Raw genomic sequence first — 18,753 nt, 5'->3', positions numbered from 1 at the left:
AAAACGTCAAATCACCCCTTGCATCGCGGGAGCCATCCACAGAAGACATTGCCGGCGACGAGGCTTGACGGTCGCGGTCGCGGCGCAAGGATCAGTCGAGGCTGATCCGCGTTCCTTGGCGCCGTTGAGCAGCCGCTGGGGCACCAACAATCAATCCGCCCCGCAGRCATTCAACCGGCCCCGCCAGCAAGACTGAAGCCTGCTCGACGTATGTAACCGCGAGCCCAGGCCTCGCATCAGCCAGAATCTCCTGGACTTGGCGGAGGAATGAAGATGCGCCCGCCAGTCGATTTCGACCTCGCCCTCGTCCAATCGGTCACGCCATATGCGCAGCGAATACGGCGAAAGATGCAGCGCAGCGGTGTATTCGCGAACGCCATGCCGCTCCAGTTCATGGCTTCAACATGCATGGCCCAGAACGCCTGGACACCACGGTTGCGAACATCCGCGCTTATCGCAAAGCGCTGCCGAGTTCCCTTTTTCTGCCGCTTCGCTCGCTCTTCCAGGCGCTTCTGACGGCGCAATTCCGCCTGCTTACGGGCCGCGTCGTTGCCCGCAAAGTACTTCAGCCAGCGATCAAGCGTGTCCTTCGTCAGGCGATGCACGCGGCAATATTCCGTCCGGGTCAGACCGCTGCGCTGCCACGCCTCGACGTGAACCACCCAATAGGATTGCCGCGCCTTGTTCTCGAAATGTCTCAAATTCACCGGAGATCCTCCATGCTACGAAGGAGCCCGACATGTCGCGCAAATGCACTACTCAATCTGGGTGCAGAGACCGGACGCTTACATACGACCGATTAAGATTGCCGCCCGTAATCGGGGCGGTCGCATGGAAGGGCTGCAAAGCTGTGTGTCAGCCGCGGCTCCGCTGGCGATGGTCGGCAGTTCGGCGGCACATTCTGCACCTGTCAAACAGCGCAGGAGGCGGACGATGGAATTCTTTTGTGGACTGGACGTGGCGATGGACGAGACAGCGGTTTGCGTCGTCGACGACGAGGGCGCGGTGCATCTGGAGGCGGCGGTGGTGACCGATCCGGAAGCGATCTTCGGAATCCTCAAGCCCTTTCTCGGGCGACTTCGCCGCGTCGGCCACGAGGCAGGCTCGCTGTCGCCCTGGCTGCATCCGGAACTCAAGAAACTTGGCCTGCCGGCCATCTGCCTGGAGACGCAACACGTGCGCGCCGCGATGTCGGCGCAGCGCAACAAAACCGACAAGGCTGATGCACTCGGCATCGCCCACATCATGCGCACCGGCTGGTTCCGCCAGGCTTATATCAAGTCGGAAAGCTGCTATCGAACGCGGCTTCTGCTGACCCACCGGCGCAATCTGAAGGCTAAGTTCCTCGACCTGGAGAACGCCATCCGCCATTCGCTGAAGTCGTTTGGCATCCGTCTGGGCAAGGTCGGACGCGGAGCCTTCGATCTGGCGGTGCGGGTGGCAGTGGCGAACGATCCGCTGTCGAGCGAGCTGATGGACGCGATGCTGTCGGCGCGCGCGGCACTGTGGAAACAGTACTGCCGCCTGCACGATCTCGTCGTCAAAACGGTGGCGCGCAGCGAACCGTGCCGGCGCTTCATGGCCATCCCCGGCGTCGGTCCGGTGACGGCGCTTTCGTTCATGACGGCGATCGACGATCCCACCCGCTTCCACCGCTCGCGCGACGTCGCGGCCTATTTTGGCCTGACCTCGCGGCGCTGGCAGTCAGGCACCTCGATCGACGTTCAGGGCCGCATCTCCAAGGCCGGCGACGCGGACGTGCGGCGCGCACTCTACGAAGCGGCGTCAGGTTTGATGACGCGCTTCAAGGGCAAGGACAGGGTCAAGAGCTGGGGCCGGGACATCGCCAAACGCTCCTGCCACCGCAAAGCCTGTGTCGCGGTGGCACGCAAGCTGGCGGTGATCATGCACGCCATGTGGAGCGATGGAACGTTCTACGTCGGCGATCCGGCCGCGAGTGAGGACGCCGCCGAGCGGCGCGCCCATGTCAAGGACCGCAAGCTGCTGGGAGCGCATCGATGAGCAGTGCGGCGGCATTTGAAACGCATGGCGCCGGCCCGCTGACCGACGCCATCTGAACAAGGGAGATCCGCTCCGGCGGATGAGGACCGATGCAGACCAGGAACGACGGAACGCACGTTATCCTGCCTGCGGCCGCGCCGATCGACAGACGGCCGGACCGCGCTCGATTGCCTGTGACGATGCTCCGTCAGTCCGATGGAAAAGTGCGCCACGATGGTTCGAGCGCTGCACTCATGCAGCCAAAACAGCCCGTCGCAGAGCGCGGAAGATTGCACGGCGCATCGGAACTCAACGCCAGAACGCGGAATCGTAGCGCAGAGCATAGATTCGTATATTATCGCATCCTGAAGGAGGAAAGACGATGGTTACAAAGTATCGCCAAACACAACCGATTAAGATGGCAAGATAAAATGGAGTACATTGCGCGGCGGACGGGTCTTTGTTTTTCAATGCGTTAGATAGTGATTTCGCAATGTACGCATGTTTACTGCACCTTGCGAGAATGTCGATTTCTCAGCTATCCCCGTGAGTTAGTGCAATGTGCGGGAGCCGTTTCCGCACTTTGATGAGGATGAGGCCGGGAAAGGGGCGTAGTCAGGGACGGCGCTGAGGCAGCCTCTCGCCGGCACACAACGAGGTGGTGGATAGTCAAAGTCGAACCGCGTCGACCTGGCCTGCGGTGGCTAGCGATGGGCGGCCGGTTCGGCTGCCGGGAGAGAGGCTTACTACGGACCCGATTGCCGACATCGCCAGCGTCGGCCGTAAGATAGCGGCCGAGCGCTGGCTTGCCGGCTGGCGCCATCTTCCGTACTGCGGATGCGTAGGCTTCACGGTCCCGATGGAAAGAGCGCAGGCGATACGTCCGCCACCAAATCCAAGCGTCCACCGGAGGGTTCGTCGGGCCGCCATCCGCCGGCGCTGCGCATCGCCTGGCTGTCCTGACTGTCGTCTGCCAGTAGCCTCTCCATCCTGACAGGAACGCGTAAACCATCGTGTTACGGTCTAGCCGGCTTAGGTCACTGGCTTAATAGGCTTCAAAGCAAATGGAGAGTCCGCCACGTCTAGGATCAACCGCCGCGCCTTGCTCCTCCATTCTGGCAGCGCAGTCGTCGCCTCAACAGTTGCGGCAACGGCGCTCTGTACCGAACCGCCAGGTCAAGACCGAGGACCGTCCGATAGTCTGCAAGCGCTGATGGAGGCGCATAAGCTATGCTGCGTTCGCTGAAGCCCTGCATCACAAGGGCGGTGGCCGCAGCCAGTCCGACAGAGCGAGCCGGGAGGAGGAGAGGGCGTTGCTCGCCATCTGCGGCTACCCTGCAGTTGGGGAGGCGGACTGCCTAGCCAAGGCTCGGTATCTTTTAGAAATCGAGGGGAGGTGTGAGCTCGACTTGGCAGAGCATATGCAGGCCGTTCTCCGCTCTGCGACGTGGAGGGGATGAAGCGACCGAGGCGCGGTCGGTCAGCGACTGAATGTCTGCTATGCGCCGCATGTCGGCCCTAGAGATTTGCTTAGCCGCTGCCTCAAAGCAGACGCGGCTGACAGGGCTGGACGTCTTGATTGCGCCAGGTCTGGCGCTTCGCCGACCTGTCTCGAACGACTCGGGTCGATCCTATGCGGACCATCCGACCAATGGCTCGGGGCTATCTTCCCTGTGCTTAACGGCTCTATGTTGAGAAGGACGGCACTGATCTGGCTGCAGTAGGCTGGATAGAGGGAGCACGACGTGAGTGAGACCCGGAAAATAGCAGCGATCCTGGTCTCGGATGTGGTCGGCTACAGCCGGCTCGCCGGCGCGGACGAGGATCGCATCCTGGCGCGGCTGCGGGCGCTGCGGAGCGATCTGATCGATCCGACGATCGCCGTGCATCATGGTCGCGTGGTCAAGCGCACCGGGGACGGAGCCCTCGTCGAGTTCCGCAGCGTCGTGGAGGCCGTGCGCTGCGCCATCGAGGTGCAGAATGGCATGGTTGAGCGCAATGCCGGGCTGCCGCCGGACCGCCGCATCGACTTTCGCATCGGCATCCATCTGGGCGATGTCGTGGAGGAGCGCGACGGCGATCTGATGGGCGACGGCGTCAATATCGCCGCGCGGCTCGAAGGCATTTGCGAGCCTGGCAGCATCTGTCTCTCCGAGCAAGCATACTGGCAGGTCAAGGCGAGGCTCGATCTCGCAATCAACGATCGCGGCGCGGGGCAACTCAAAAATATCGCCGATCCGGTCCGAGTTTATTCGCTGCAAGTCGGAGTCCCCGCTCAGGCGAAGCCCGCGACACCTGCGGAGCCCGCTGTGCCGGAGAAGCCTTCGCCACAGCTCGCGCCGCCCGACAAGCCTTCAATTGCCGTGTTGGCGTTCCAGAACATGGGCGGCGATCCTGAGCAGGAATATTTCGCCGACGGGATAACCGAGGATGTGATTACCGACCTCTCTAAGGTCAGCGGCCTGCTGGTGATCGCGCGCAACTCCAGCTTCACCTATAAGGGCAAGGCTGTCGACGTGCGGCAGGTGGCCCGTGAACTCGGTGTCCGCTCAGTGCTCGAAGGGAGCATCCGCCGCGCCGGCAACCGTGTAAGGATCACCGCACAGCTGATCGATGCGGAAACCGGCGGACACCTTTGGGCCGACCGCTTCGATCGCGAACTCAGCGACGTCTTCGAGGTCCAGGACGAGGTCACCCGGCGGATCGTCGACGCGCTGATGATCAAACTGAGCCCGAGCGAAGCCGCGATGCTTGGTGCTGTCAAAACAACCAGCAGCAAGGCACACGACTTTTTCCTGCTCGGGCGCGAGGCGCTGTGGGGGGCCATCAGGAACCGCGACGTGTTCGAGCGCTCGATCGACCTGTTCGCGCAAGCGATCGCCCAGGATTCGAGCTATGGCGAACCCTATGCCGGCCTCGCAATGGCCGAGGTGCTCAACTGGCAGTTCCATTGGACGGATGGCTGGAGCGAGTCGCTTGAAAAGGCTGAGCGCGATGTCGAGTTAGCCCTGCAGAAGAGTCCGCAGGTTGCCTTCGTGCACTATGTCGCCTCGGTCTTCTACTTATGGAAAAAGGATCTCGACCGATCCGCGGCTGAAGCGGACGCGGCGCTGAATCTCAATCCGAACTACGCTCAGGCGCACAACTCGCGCGGCATCGTCAACATCTATGGCGGCCAGCCCCTCGCGGCTATTCCCCATATCGAACAAGCCATCCGGCTCGATCCCGCGTTGAAGCAGCTGTACATCCACTTTCTCGGCTCCGCCTATCTTGTCGCCGGCAAATTCGAAGCTGCCACGGCGCTGTTCAGGGAGCGTATACAGCTCGCCCCGAAGACCGACCTCTCTCGCGCCTTTCTTGCTGTCGCGCTCGGCCATTTGGACAAGGCCGAGGAAGCCGGCCGGGTCTGGCGCGAACTGATGGAGATCAATCCGAAATACTCCTTTGCCGAGCATGTTGGACGGCTCCCCTTCCGCGATCAAGCCGACGTTGACCATCTGTCCGAGGGCCTCAGCAAAGTTGGCCTCCCGGCTTAAATGCAAATTGGAATCGAGCTGTCTGTCTTGCAGAAAGACATCGTCTCGGGTCTCCTTCCTGTGCTTCAAAAAATACGGGGCGTCTAACCCGCGACGAAATTGTAGGCTGAGCAGGATCGGTGCTGTCCGTGCCCCTGATGCGGCCAAGCCGGCTGTCCCCACCGGGGTTAGATAACGACCATGCCCACGTCCACCTGAACGTCCGGTTTTCACGGTCCGCACCGTGAAGCTGCCAGTCCRCTTCTGATGCGGTGGACGGCTCTCCTCCCTCCCTGCGGTATGTTCGGGGGATCAGAGATGGAGGAGCGCTATGATGAGCAACGTTATGACGGTCGGTCTGGATATTGCGAAGTCCGTGTTTCCAGTGCACGGCGTGGATGCGGTTGGTGAGGTTTCCGTTCGCAGGAAGCTGACTCGTAGGCGCGTACTGGCGTTCTTCGAGAGCTTGCCGCGATGCTTGGTGGGGATCGAGGCGTGCAGTTCATCGCATTACTGGGCTCGCGAGCTGATCGCACGTGGCCACGATGTGCGACTACTGCCGGCACAGTATGTGAAGCCCTATCTGAAGCGGCAGAAGAATGATGCTGCAGACGCAGAAGCCATCTGCGAGGCCGTGACACGACCGACTATGCGCTTCGTGCCGAGCGCACGGCGCTACCTTGTCGACGGCTACGCCGCGCTGCTCATTCAAGCGGGAACGGCGGTTTCATCGCGRCTTCGCCAAGCTGCAAATTCGTTTAACATCATTCGCATCGAGCACCCACGGATCACGGTCGAATGTCGGGCCTGGCAGCCTTCGCAGTCCGGGTTCGAAATCTCAGCCAGTTATTCTTTTCGGCACGGTCCAACCGGGTGGGAACCTGGGGATAGCGGTTAAGCGATGCCGACTTGGTAGCTTCTGCGCTGCCTTCAGCAGGTTTAGCGGCTTAGCAGGAGTTGTGGTAATATGCCTTAACGGTCGCGTAGCAATCGCAGGAGCTTTCCAACAGGCGCGGCCTCCAGTGCAGTATCTCTTGGAGGCGCTTAACCGCACGAATGGCCCTATGGAAGGCGTCTACGCTTTTCAGTCGGGGGATTCCAACTACGCAAATCTTCGGTGGAGCCACAAGGGCGTTACGCCGGTTGCTTATGATAGCGCCGGGCCGGCGGGCAGTTGCTCTTCCACCTGATCTCGAAGCTCTATGAACGCACCTCGATCATCATCACCACCAATCTTGCCTTCGGGGAATGGCCGAGCGTCTTCGCTGGCGATGCCAAGATGACTACCGCGCTGCTCGACCGCCTCACTCACCACTGCGAGATCGTCGAGACCGGAAACGAGTCCTGGCGCTTCAAAAGCCGATCTCAAAGCTAAAGCCGAAAAGCTAATCAGCCGCGCCCGATCAGGCTGTGCAACCCCGACCAGCTCCGCCTGATCGGGCGCTTACCGGCGTGCCTCCCACAACCGAAAGCCGGGGTCCCTTTTGCGCGAAAATACGAGGTCCGATTCCGCGTCATTGACAGCCAACGGCAGCGGCACCAAATTCGCTGGGCCGGCCGCCGGGATTTTGATCGGAACGCAGAAAACGAACTCGAGCCGGTGCACGTCGGGAGATTTGTGATGCACTGCCACATCCTTGAGCACGAGGTCGTGGGATGATGTCTGTGGTCGAGGTTTTGCCTATTGTGGAGGATGCCAAGTGAAGTCCCGATGCGGTCGGTTGCAACGGTCGCTGTCATTCATTTTTTTGGCGGATTTAATCTTGCTCGCGGCTCCGGCCGGCGCCGCCGACGCGTCCGGCCAAGCAGGTAGCTCAATCTGGCAGTGGGATCACCTCACTGGGGACTGGAATGGCGACCGGACGGCGCTTGAGGACAAAGGCATTAAGTTCACCCTCGATTACGTGAGCGAGGTCATGGATGTGGCGGGTGGCGGCATCCGCCAGGGCGCGACCTACGAAGGACGATTCGACGTCAACTTGGACCTCGATTTTGAGAAGATGGGTCGGTGGCAGGGTGGATCTGCCCATGTGACGGTGTATCAAATACACGATCTCAATGATCGCAATGTCGCCGCTGAGGTTGCCAGCCTCGGCGATCCGAGTAACATCGATGCGGTTCCGACGACGCGGCTCTTCACCGCCTGGGTCCAGCAAACGTTTGCAGACGGCAGTTTTGTCAGGTTGGGGCAGGTTGCGGCGGACGAGGATTTCGCAACGAGCAATTCAGCCGGGAAATTGCTAAACGGTGCGTTTGGATGGCCTGTGCTGAATGCCTCGGATTTGCCGAGCGGCGGACCGGCCTATCCGCTTGCGACGCTCGGTGTGGTTTCAGCCGTTTACCTCAAGCCGAAACTTGTCGTGCGCAGTGGGCTTTTCAGCGGCGACCCGGCCGGACGAGATTGCCAAAACGATCCGCAGGTTTGCAACCTACACGGCACCACCTTCAGTTCGGCCGGTGGCGCCCTGCTGATGGCCGAACTGGCGTACGAACTCAATCCGGACGGTGCTGCGGACGGGCCATCGGTTTCTTACAAGCTCGGCGGCTGGTATCACACCAGCACGTTTGCCGATGAGCGATATGGCCTGAGCGGTTCGGGCAGTGTGGTGCCGCTCGCGTCGCCTCAAGCGGTGGGTTCGGTCATGCATTCGGGGAACTGGGGTGTCTACGCGCTGGTCGACCAGACGCTGTTTGAGGGAAGCGGCACCAAAGTCGGTGGCTTCTTGCGCGGGCAGTTGGCGCCTTCTGACAGGAATCTGGTCGCGTGGGGTGTCGACGTAGGCCTGGCCTTTACGGGCCTATCGCCAACGCGCAAAGACGATACGTTGACCGTTGGCGTTAGTCATTCAGCTATCAGCCATGCGGCATCGAATCTTGATAGAGACACCGCAACCGAAACAGGCACAGCGTATCCGATACGTTCCGGCGAGACCATATTCGAGGTGAATTACGACTTCGTCGCGGCACCATGGTGGAATATTCAGCCGGATTTCCAGTACATTGTCCATCCCGGCGGAGGAGCTGCGGATGATGCGACCGGCCAGGCAATCCCCAACGCCCTCGTTGTTGGAGTCAGAAGCACCATCGACTTTTGAACTGCTCTCGCCGGAGTGACTCGCACGCGTTCGTTCCATCAGATTTAAGGGAGCAATAAGCTTGGATGGCCGCTATGAGGTGCCAACGGAACGGCTGCTCTTAACATTGTCTTCCCGAAAAGCTGCCCGTCCACTTCCGGCCCCAAACGCGACGTCCGAGTAGTGGCTTGGCGATGTCCGGAGCTGGTGCAAGCCGGACCTGGCAAGAGATGGCATAGTTGTGGTCTTGTTTGGACAGGCGAGCGAACCGCAAAACTGGCGGCAGCAAGGCCGACGCTAGACCATTGATATTGCTGTCGTCAAAACCTAGGGATTTTTAGCGCTACTCCCCAGCTTCGGAGAATGATCGGCGTTCAGAGAGCAATTTGCACGCTTGGGGCGCTGCGGCACTCCCCAGCCTTTGGCCACACACCCTGCAAACGCTGGGCTACCGGGAAGCCATGAGGGGACCGGAGAATTGTTTGGACTTTGAAGGTGGTAGCGGGAAGGGTGCTGGAGACTAACCTTCTCCGTTTTGGGAACCTTGAATGAGTGCAGAGCTGAGCTTCGCTCAGGGTTCAGTTTAGCGCCCCGCTGGCCAGAAACCCGCGGGGCGTCTACTCGTTGAGCAACAGGATGGCCGGCCGCTTCACACGTGCGAATAGGCCGTGGMGCCAATCTCTTCACGGCCGATCCTGAAGTCGCGGTATCGACCGGGCTGCCGCTGTGGCAGGCATCCCCAGTTCCACTGCCAGTCTGCGGTGCTCTCTCAGATGGCGATACGACAGCTGCTCCCGCGGCTACCTTGGCGTTGGTGAGCCCGAGGCCTGCTCACGTCGCCGCTCGAGGCAGCTAAGTATTAACTGGTTAACACCGCCCGATGCTCTGTAATTGCAATAGTGTTAGCTGCAGCTAGGCTGATGTGGCAACGAAGTCGCGTAGCTTCAGCAAGATCGAGCTGTCCATGTCGCTATGAAGCCTCCTCAAGCCGAGTTCGTTGTAGACATGGCCGGTCGAGCCGGGATTGATGCCCGATATGACGACAGTCGACGCGCCGCTGTTGAATGCATAGAGCACAGCGGTGATCCCGTTCGAAAACTTCCGTGCATTGTCCAACTCGCTGTGGCGCGTGCCCATGTGCGTGAATTCACGCATGGTCATCAAATCGGCGAGGATCTGCGTCGGATGCGCCTCGTCGGTGAGACCGTTGTAGGCCGGCACGCCAGCATGCGCGGCAAGCAGTTCGGCCTGATGTTGGCCAAAGCCGCGATACTCGATCGCGTCATACATGCGGCCGAGCACGCGCGCTGTATCCTTCATGGATTCCTTGTGGCCGATATGGCTGCCCGTGGGCCCGAAATAGGTGACGTGAGCGCCCTGGTCGTAGGCCGCGACTTCGAACCCCGTCCGTGTGCGCGTCGAATCCTTCTCGAAGATCAGAGCGATGTTTTTCCTGACGAGACGCGGGATCTCGTGCCCGGCGAGCTTGGCCGCCTTGAGGTCAGCGGCCAGCTTGAGAAGAAAGCGGATTTCGTCGGCCGTGAGATCGTCCAGGGTCAAGACGGAGCGGCCATGAAGGTTGATCGACATGTGGATTTCCTCTCTGGTCAAGTCGCGTCGCGGACAATCGGACAGGTCATGCAGTGGCCGCCGCCGCGGCCGCGACTGAGTTCGGCGCCCTCGACAGTGATCACTTCAATTCCGGCTCGACGCAGGTGTAGACGTTGCGGTCGTATCCGATGACCACTCCGGGCTCGACCGCAACGACATTGTTGCCATCATCCCATTGCTCGCGCTCGGCCTCGTAACGGTCGCCACCTGTGGCGATGATGCGCAGCGACTTCAGACCAAGGGCTTCAGCAACCACTGCGGTGAACGGTTTGGTCTCAGCGGTGACCTCGACCGCCGCTTCTCCATCGCCCGGCCGCAGCGAGAAGGTGCGCAACCGCTCAACGACGGGCGGATACATGGTGACCAGGTCGCGATCACAGAAGGTGAAGACGGTGTCGAGATGCATGAAACTGCGATCGCGTGGCATCAAGGCGGCAATCACGCGCGTCCCCTCGCCAGCCGCGAAGAGGCTGCGCGCCAAGTCGCCCACGGCTTGCGGCGTGGTGCGCTCTCCCATGCCGACGAGAACCGTACCGCCCCCGATCGGCATGACATCTCCGCCTTCAAGGCTGGTCCCTGTTCCCAAGTCTGGCGACACGAAAGGAGCCCCACTTTCGCGAAAGTGGGGATGGAAGCGGTACACGGCTTCGACATTGGCCGCTTCCGGGCGCCTGGCGGGCCAGTACATGGAATTGACCGAGACCGAACCGTAAATCCAGCAGGAGCTGTCACGGGTGAAGAGCTGGTTCGGCAGCGGCGGCAGCACGAAGTCCTGGGGGAGGAGCGTCCTTCCAGTCAGGCCTTTGGGTTCAAAAGGAAGCTCCGCCCGGGCGATGCCGCCGACAAGGTAAGATGCCAGCTGCCCTGACGGCATCTCGTTGAGCCATCCCCGCATCTCGCCGACCATATCCAGCCCAACGACGCCGGGATGGACCCGGCGGTCGAGGAGCCAGTCGCGGGCCTTGGCCAGGCTCATTGTCTCCGCGAGGAGTTCCCCGAAGGAATGCACCAGAACGCCGCGTTCGCGCAACGCATCCACGAAGACGTCATGCTCCTGGCGGGCCCGCTTGACCCACAGGACGTCGTCGAAAAGCAGCGCCTTGCAGTTCTCCGGTGTTAGCCTGCGCAGGCTGAGGTCAGGACGATGGACCATCACCTCGCGCAGACGGCCGACTTCGGAGTGGACACCCAGGTTCGTCATCGAACCAATCCTTTCACAGCGGGCTGATGGCGCCGGTCCACATCTCGTAAACGGCGAGGATGGCGACAGCGATCAGGGTTCCGGCGAGCGCCGCTTCGGCAGGATGGAACACGCGCTGATTGGTTTCACGGCGCGCCCAGATGTAGAAGATGATGCCTGGCGCGTAGAGGATCGCGCACATGAAGAGGTAGGCCGGCCCTGCCGCGTAGACGAGCCACAGCCCGTATACCGTTGCCAGCAACCCGGCGAAAAGCGGTCCGATGCGCTGTTCGCCACTCTCGTAGCTCTCTCCGGTCAGCGCGAGCTTGGCCGCATAAGCTCCAGAGAAGATGTAAGGAACCAGGATTGCGGCCGACGCGATGTAGAACAGCGCCTGATAGGTGCTTTGCGCGAAAAGCGTGATTACCAGGAAAGCCTGGACGAGCAGGTTGGTGATAAGAAGCGAAGTCGACGGCACGCCGCGCCCGCTCTCCGAGCCGAAGAATTTCGGCATCGTCCCGTCCTTGCCGGCGACGTGCGGAATTTCGGCTGCAAGCAGCGTCCAGCTCAGGAAGGCGCCGATCACCGACACGACAAGCGCGATGTTGATTAGGACAGCCCCCCAGGGACCGACGACCGCCTCCAGCACGCCCGCCATGGACGGGTTCTTCAGCGCGGCGAGGTCAGGTTGGCTGAGGATGCCGAGCGACAGCAGCGACACCAGGGCGTAGAGGGCGAGACAAGTGAAGAAGCCGAGGACTGTCGCCATGGCGATGTCTTTTCGGCGCTCAGCCCGGCCGGAGAATACGCTAGCGCCTTCGATGCCGATGAAGACCCACAGGGTCACCAGCATCGTGCTCTTCACCTGGGCGGTGATCGAGCCGAGACCGGCGTTGCCGAAACCGGTGAAGTCGAGAGACCAGACTTGCAGTTTGAAGGCGACGGCAACAACCCCAACGAACAGGACGATTGGAGCAATCTTCGCCACCGTGACGATGAGGTTCACGACGGCGGCCTGCCGGATGCCGGCGAGAACCAGGGCATGGATCAGCCACAGCAGGATCGATGCGCCGAGCCAGCCTGCCAGGTATTTCCGTCCCCGAAGGCCGGGAAGAAATAGGACAGGGCGCTAAAGACGATCACCGCGTAGGAGACGTTGCCGACCCAGGCGCTGATCCAGTAGCCCCAGGCGCTGTTGAAGCCGATGAAGGGGCCGAAGCCCGCGCTGGCATAAGCGTAGGGCCCGGCGTCGAGCTCGGGCTTGCGGGTTGCAAGCGATTGATAGACGAACACCAGCGCCAGCATGCCGACGGCGGTGATCGCCCAGCCAATCATGACGGCAAGAGGACCGGCCCCGGCGGCCATGTTCTGCGGCAGGCTGAACACGCCAGAACCGACCATCGACCCAATGACCAATGCGGTCAGCGAACCGAGTCGAAGCTTCGGCGACGCCGACGTCGCGACTCCAGGGATAGGGATGTTGATTCCGGCAGTAGTCATGATGCTCTCCCAAATTTGAAGGCTCTGATGGGAGGCATTAAACAGGAAGACAAGGCTGGCAGCTTTGATACGGGTCAATAGCCGTTGGCTGAACAGCAAAGGCAGCCTTAGGGTGCCAAGCCAGTTTTCCCGATCGCCGTGCCTTGGGTAGATTTCGGTCCGACATTGCCAATTCAACCTGACAACCGCCGACATTTGCATCGGCGGCGCCGATCATGCTTGCGCCGGTCAGTTTGATCTGGCGCAAGGACGGCGGGTGATGCCAAGAGCAGGATGACGGTCGGGATGTAGAGCGCTTCCGCTGCCGTCCTGAAAGAGGATCACCATGAAAACAATATCGAGGAGTGCAGCGCTCGGGCTTGCTGCCGCAATGCTCGTGGCCGGCAGTGCGGGCGCCGTCCAGGCTGCGGCGCTTGTCCAGATTTCGCTGTGGGACAAAGGCGCGAGCATGGAGATGCCTATGGGTCTCGCCTATGCGGTGCCGGGCCTCGATCTCGCAAAGGCGACTATGGGCATCACGGCTTCGCCAGGTGCTGTGAAGGCCGGGGAGGTCACATTCAATGTGAAAAATGACTCCAAGGACACCGTCCACGAAATGATCGTGATGTACCTTGCGGATCCCGGCAAGCCGCTTCCCTACCTTGAGGCCGAGAACCGGGTCGACGAAGACAAAGCTGGCGACAAGGGCGAGGTCTCGGAGCTCGATCCCGGCAAATCAGGCGCATTGACCGTCGAACTGAAGGCTGGAAAATACCTGCTTATCTGCAACGTACCAGGTCACTATGGAGCCGGTATGTGGGCCGAGTTCACCGTCGATCCATAGGCCTTGGGCCACCTGGCAACCCTTTGGCCTGCGACTGTCGCAGTTTTTGAAAGCTCGCCGGGATCGCTGGTCTTGTCGGTTTGGCCGCCGCACGACGGCAAGGTTACGACCGAAGGCAAAGTCAACGGCTGGGCCGAACGCTGGCTCGACCAAACAGACTGGGCGGTCTCGGCGTTGTTTTCCGCGGCGTATGGAGCGCGTCATGAGAGCAATGATGCTTGAAAGCGTCGGCACCCCTTTGAAACTGGTCGACAGGCCCGATCCGATACCTGGGGTGGGCGAGATCGGGCTTAAGGTCGAGGCATGCGCGGTCTGCCGGACCGATCTGCATGTGGCGGATGGGGATCTGCTTCATCCAAAGCTGCCGCTCATCCCGGGTCATGAAATCGTCGGCATCATCGATTCTGTTGGCAAGGGCGTCGCGCGTTCCAGGATCGGGCGCAGAGTGGGCGTGCCTTGGCTCGGGCACACTTGTGGGCGTTGTTCCTACTGCGTCGCAGGGAGTGAAAATCTTTGCGATCAGCCAGATTTCACGGGCTATACGCGCGACGGCGGCTTCGCCAGCCGTGCCATTGCAGACACCCAATTCGCCTTCGATCTGGACCCAGATGCCGACCCCGTATCGCTGGCGCCGCTGCTTTGCGCGGGCCTGATCGGCTGGCGATGCCTGAGGAAAACCGGTGATAGCAAGCGGCTCGGGATTTACGGCTTCGGCGCCGCCGCGCATATCGTCGCCCAGATCGCGATCTGGCAAGGTCGAGAGGTTTTCGCTGTCACCCGGCCGGGCGACAAAGAAGCACAGGAATTTGCGCGCTCGCTCGGAGCAGCTTGGGCAGGCGGTTCGGATGAATCTCCGCCCAAGCAGCTCGATGCCGCGATCATCTTCGCTCCTGTCGGTGACTTGGTGCCGATCGCGTTTCGTGCTGTCCGCAAGGGTGGCCGGGTGGTTTGCGGCGGCATTCACATGAGTGACATTCCAGCGATGGCATACGCATTACTCTGGGAAGAGCGTGAACTTGTATCGGTGGCAAACCTGACGCGCCGCGACGCGGAAGAGTTCTTTCCCATTGCAAAGCGCGCGCAGGTTCGCACGCATACCAAGGTCTATCCGCTGGAACAGGCCAATCAGGCGCTGGACGATCTGAGGGAAGGGAGGTTGACCGGCGCCGCCGTGCTGGTGCCGTGATTAACATTCAACGAGCGTTATCTTGCCCGTTCACCCAGTCCGTGCAGTTGCCGGATCCACTTCGCGCGGGTCGCATCGCTGGTGCCCGCGACCATGCCGAACAAGGTCTCGCGTACCGGACTGATGCCTACAAAATGCAGGATGCTTCGCCGTATGGCGGCGATACCGTGACCGAGGAACCATAGTCGGTAAAGAACGGAAGGCATTCCCATCGTCACCACGAGGCGCGCGGAGCGTCCGCGAAGCAGTGCCTTGGTGAAGCCGCCACCTTTGTCCGGGTAGGCAAAGGCCGTTCCTGGCCGCATGACCTGTTCGAGAAATGCCTTGAGCAGAGCCGGCATGGTTCCGAGCCACAGCGGAAAGACAAAGACGATGTGCTCAGCCCAGACGATCGCTTCGACTGCGTCCTTCAGTTCGTCGGGAACCGCATCATGTTCGAACGCCTGCATCGTCCGCAGCATTGGGAAATCAAGCGTTGCCAGATCGATCCGGCGAACGGCATGCCCCGCCTTTTCCGCGCCCTCGCCATAGGCCTTGGCGAGACCGCGGCAGAGTCGGTCCGGGGACGGGTCGGGATGGCCGACCACAATCAGGATGCGTCGCGACATGGTCTACTCCCAGGGAGCTTGGCCCCGAGGCGTCAAGGCCGTTCTACCCGCGCCACCTGGTAAGTGTGCATGGCGCCGCTGCGTTGGATCGACACATATTCACCGGTCACGAAGCGTTCGTCGCCAAGATGGAAGCCGATCTCGTCGTCGCGATCGCCTTCGGCATAGTCGAAATACCACTGTCCTCCGGGCTTGCGCCTCAGCCGGCCGATCACGTCTTCCTCGCCGGTTCGAAACCTGCGAACACTGCAGGAGGCCCTGTGCAACTTCCATTCGTCGGCATCGATTCGGCCTTCGTCGGTCAACGGAGCCAGCACGTCACAGCCCTCTTGGCGGTCACCTTCCAGATGGCCCTTTTCACGGRCAAGCAAGAGCCGGATATGCCGGAATTTCTCGGTAAGGTCATTCAGCTTGGTCATGGCAAACTCCTTTGACCGAGTTTCATAAAGCGGCGACAGCACTTGACTTTGATCCGCGTCAAAGAAGGGTGAGAGGCTCGTTTCTCGTAGACGCTCGGCAGCGCTGTAGCCAGCGATCACAGCGACCAGGGTTGCGGCGGCCAGCGGCGACCAGAACCTGATCGGACCGGCAAACACCGCCAGTGACAGGTGACCGATCGTATTTGCCGCCAGCGCCGCCAGCAGCGCCTGACAGATCGTATACACGGACCGAATGCGTGATCAGCCGCAACGCACCGAGCAGGCGATTCGCCGACCAGCACCGATACCGCATCCGAGTGCTGAGTGCGGCCAGAATCCCGCCGAGCGCTGGATATTCCAAAGGTACGAATGCTGGCCGTGCGGCTGCGATCGGGCACCTCCCGCTCCCGCCAGCCGCGTTCTCCAGACCGACGAGCAAGCCAATTGCCAGGGCCAGTCCGAGCCGGGCAATGAACGGATCCATGGTGCGGCAATTTTCAGGCGGCGACCGTCGGAAGGCGGTCGCGAACCCACCTGACGATCTGGCCTGCTGTCATTGCGCCGGATGTGCGTGCGGTTTCTCGTCCGCCATGAAAGAGGATCATGGTCGGGATGCTGCGAATGCCGAACCTGGCCGCAACAGCCTGCTCATTGTCAGAATTGAGTTTGATCAGACGAACACGCGGCTCCAGTTCATTTGCTGCTGCATTGTAAGCCAGCGCCATCATCTTGCAGGGGCCGCACCACGGTGCCCAGACGTCGACGACAACGGGCAGGCTGCTACGAGTAATCTGACGATTGAAGGTCTCGGCGTCGACGTCCTGGGGGTGCCCCGAAAACAGTTTGGTCCCACACTTTCCGCATTTCGCCTCCCCCGCATTGCGAGCCGGCGGCAGGCGGTTGACCCCGCCGCATTTGCTGCAAACCACCAGGTTCTGCTGTGCCAAGGCCATTCACCGATTTGTGGTCATCTACTATGCGCGCCCGAAACGTCCATCGCCAAGAGTGCGCAGCGCGTTGAGAATAACCGCCACGTCGATCCCTTCCTGCAGCAATGCGCCTGCCACTGGCGTGATCTGCCCCATGGCCGCCGCAGCCATCGCTATCGCCGAGAGCGCCAGCCCGACAACGATGCTTTGCAGGGCGATCGCGCGCGTGCGTTGGGCGACCCGCACCGCCTCGGCGACAGGCTCCAGCCGGTCAGCGAGAACGATGACATCCGCCGCCTCGGAAGAGGCCGTCGCCCCGCGCGCGCCCATGGCGACGCCGACCGTCGCGGCGGCAAGAGCGGGTGCATCGTTGATGCCATCACCGACCATCATTGTTGGTGCCGTTGCTTTCTCGGCCTCTACAGTCGCGACTTTATCCGCTGGAACAGCATCTGCGACAATGACATCCAGATCCAGCATGGAAGAAATACGCTTTGCGGCGGCACCGTCATCACCTGTCAGCATGACCATGCGCGTGATGCCAGCCGAACGCAGATTGGCGAGCGCGTCGTGAGCATCGGCACGCAGCGCATCGCCGAAGGTGAAAATGCCGGCAAGGTGATTGCCGAGCGTGACAAAAACCCTCAACACCGGCTGGTCCCGGTATCGGTCTTCACCGCCTTTCGCCCATCTGGGCAGTGGTTTGTCGCCGAGCACGAGAGCCTGCGATCCCGCCGCGATGGACATGCTTTCGACCCGACCCTTCAGGCCCGCGCCCCGATGCTCGCGGACATCATGCGGATGCGAAAGCATCAGCTGCCTCCCGCGCGCCGCCCGGATGATCGAGTCTGCGAGCACATGGTGCGAGGCCTGTTCCAACGATGCCAACAACTGCAGCAGATGGTCGGCATTGCAGCCGGGTTCAGCTTCGATTTCGATGAGCTCGGCGCCGCCGATGGTCAAGGTGCCGGTCTTGTCGAAGATCGCGGTCCGAACCTGCGCAAGGGCCTCCAGCGCCGCCGAACCTTTCATCAAGATACCGGCGCGTGCAGCGCGGGACACGCCGCCGATGAAGGCAACAGGTGCGGCGAGAATGAGGGGGCAGGGCGTCGCGACGACCAGCACGGCGAGCGCCCGGATCGGATCGCCGGAGATAAACCACGCGATGCCGGAAACCAGCAAGGTGGCCGGCAACAGGAACAGGGCAAAACGGTCAGCCATGCGTATGAAGGGCGCTTTGGCGGTCTGCGCCGCCGCGACCATGCGCACGATCGCCGCATAAGTGCTCTGTTCTGCGAGGGCGGAAGCCCGCATGCTGAAGGTCTCGCCCGCGTTGACGGTGCCGCTGCGGAGCGTGTCGCCAGCGCTGCGCGGCACCGGCAATGGCTCTCCGGTCACCGCAGCCTCGTCGAGCGAGGCCGAAGCATCCAATAGGATGCCGTCGACGGGAAGCAGTTCTCCGGCACGTACCAGCAGAGTGTCGCCGACAGCGACCTCTTCGATGGGGATGGTTTCTGTTCCTTTTGTCGCCTTGCGATGTGCGACACGCGGCGACCGGTCGGTGAGTGCCTTGAGGTTCCGCTCGGCGCGGCCGCGGGCAAAATCTTCGAGCACGGTGCCGCCGGCATACATGATCGCGACAACCACCGCGGCTAGCGATTGGCCAAGCAGCAGCGCGGCGGACATCGAAACCAGCGCAATTGCATCGACACCGAAGCGGCCGATCCAGAAATCACGCAGAATGGAGATGGCGAGAGCCGCCACCACGGGCAAGGTCGCCATCGTCCAGATTGTGTCGGCCTCGATTGGTCCCAATCCGGTTCGCCAGACCCCGATTCCAACGGCGAGACCCAGGATGGCAATGACCAGCAATGCGCGCCGCAGCGCCGACTCGTTCATACAATGTC

At 61.4% G+C, this 18,753-nt stretch carries 10 protein-coding genes and 5 pseudogenes; 7 read left to right on the top strand and 8 right to left on the bottom strand.

The features are described from left to right. Positions 1 to 236: 236 nt before the first annotated feature. The gene (gene tnpA / locus AC1D0I_RS24005; RefSeq protein ID WP_477398174.1) at positions 237 to 707 is read right to left on the bottom strand and encodes an IS66 family insertion sequence element accessory protein TnpA; all 471 of its coding nucleotides are present in this window, start codon (positions 705 to 707) and stop codon (positions 237 to 239) included. Between the two features lie 226 nt (positions 708 to 933). Between tnpA and AC1D0I_RS24000 the strand changes: the two genes are divergently transcribed. The 5 genes and pseudogenes from AC1D0I_RS24000 to AC1D0I_RS23980 all read left to right on the top strand — a co-directional run bounded on the left by AC1D0I_RS24000 (position 934) and on the right by AC1D0I_RS23980 (position 8,611). Next, positions 934 to 2,022, top strand: a complete 1,089-nt coding sequence (locus AC1D0I_RS24000; protein WP_477304533.1) for an IS110 family RNA-guided transposase — start codon at positions 934 to 936, stop codon at positions 2,020 to 2,022. Positions 2,023 to 3,746: 1,724 nt separating this feature from the next. Further along, positions 3,747 to 5,537 carry an adenylate/guanylate cyclase domain-containing protein gene (locus tag AC1D0I_RS23995; protein WP_477398172.1) on the top strand — a complete coding sequence of 597 codons (1,791 nt, stop codon included), beginning with the start codon at positions 3,747 to 3,749 and terminating at the stop codon, positions 5,535 to 5,537. Between the two features lie 313 nt (positions 5,538 to 5,850). Beyond that, positions 5,851 to 6,180: pseudogene (locus AC1D0I_RS23990) on the top strand (IS110 family transposase); the annotation flags it as partial. A gap of 495 nt (positions 6,181 to 6,675) precedes the next feature. Beyond that, a pseudogene (locus tag AC1D0I_RS23985) lies at positions 6,676 to 6,891 on the top strand (ATP-binding protein); the annotation flags it as partial. A 388-nt stretch (positions 6,892 to 7,279) separates the two neighbouring features. Continuing rightward, complete coding sequence (locus AC1D0I_RS23980) at positions 7,280 to 8,611, top strand: carbohydrate porin (protein ID WP_477398170.1); 1,332 nt, start codon at positions 7,280 to 7,282, stop codon at positions 8,609 to 8,611. Between the two features lie 1,125 nt (positions 8,612 to 9,736). On the opposite strand, the pseudogene AC1D0I_RS23975 reads toward AC1D0I_RS23980, so the two are convergent. The 3 pseudogenes from AC1D0I_RS23975 to AC1D0I_RS23965 all read right to left on the bottom strand — a co-directional run. After that, positions 9,737 to 10,180, bottom strand: a pseudogene (locus AC1D0I_RS23975) (Rossmann-fold NAD(P)-binding domain-containing protein); the annotation flags it as partial. 17 nt (positions 10,181 to 10,197) lie between these two features. Further along, a pseudogene (locus AC1D0I_RS23970) lies at positions 10,198 to 11,402 on the bottom strand (arginine deiminase). A 13-nt stretch (positions 11,403 to 11,415) separates the two neighbouring features. Further along, positions 11,416 to 12,782 (bottom strand): annotated as a pseudogene (locus AC1D0I_RS23965) (basic amino acid/polyamine antiporter). A gap of 424 nt (positions 12,783 to 13,206) precedes the next feature. Here AC1D0I_RS23965 and AC1D0I_RS23960 point away from each other — a divergent pair. Further along, entirely contained in the window at positions 13,207 to 13,704 is a 498-nt protein-coding gene (locus AC1D0I_RS23960) for a sulfocyanin-like copper-binding protein (protein WP_477304560.1), read from the top strand. 202 nt (positions 13,705 to 13,906) lie between these two features. After that, complete coding sequence (locus tag AC1D0I_RS23955; protein ID WP_477304562.1) at positions 13,907 to 14,890, top strand: zinc-dependent alcohol dehydrogenase family protein; 984 nt, start codon at positions 13,907 to 13,909, stop codon at positions 14,888 to 14,890. Positions 14,891 to 14,907: 17 nt separating this feature from the next. Here the strand turns inward: AC1D0I_RS23955 and AC1D0I_RS23950 are convergent, their stop codons facing one another. The 4 genes from AC1D0I_RS23950 to AC1D0I_RS23935 all read right to left on the bottom strand — a co-directional run bounded on the left by AC1D0I_RS23950 (position 14,908) and on the right by AC1D0I_RS23935 (position 18,745). After that, positions 14,908 to 15,498, bottom strand: coding sequence for an NAD(P)H-dependent oxidoreductase (locus AC1D0I_RS23950; protein ID WP_477304564.1), 591 nt, complete (start codon positions 15,496 to 15,498; stop codon positions 14,908 to 14,910). A 32-nt stretch (positions 15,499 to 15,530) separates the two neighbouring features. Next, the gene (locus AC1D0I_RS23945; RefSeq protein ID WP_477398168.1) at positions 15,531 to 16,094 is read right to left on the bottom strand and encodes a hypothetical protein; all 564 of its coding nucleotides are present in this window, start codon (positions 16,092 to 16,094) and stop codon (positions 15,531 to 15,533) included. A gap of 320 nt (positions 16,095 to 16,414) precedes the next feature. Next, positions 16,415 to 16,870 carry a thioredoxin TrxC gene (trxC, locus tag AC1D0I_RS23940; RefSeq protein WP_477398166.1) on the bottom strand — a complete coding sequence of 152 codons (456 nt, stop codon included), beginning with the start codon at positions 16,868 to 16,870 and terminating at the stop codon, positions 16,415 to 16,417. A gap of 21 nt (positions 16,871 to 16,891) precedes the next feature. Further along, positions 16,892 to 18,745, bottom strand: a complete 1,854-nt coding sequence (locus AC1D0I_RS23935; RefSeq protein WP_477304569.1) for a heavy metal translocating P-type ATPase — start codon at positions 18,743 to 18,745, stop codon at positions 16,892 to 16,894. Between the last annotated feature and the right edge of the window lie 8 nt (positions 18,746 to 18,753).

It is taken from the genome of Mesorhizobium sp. P2_D1, assembly GCF_056404455.1.
This window is presented reverse-complemented; position numbering and strand designations above follow the sequence as displayed.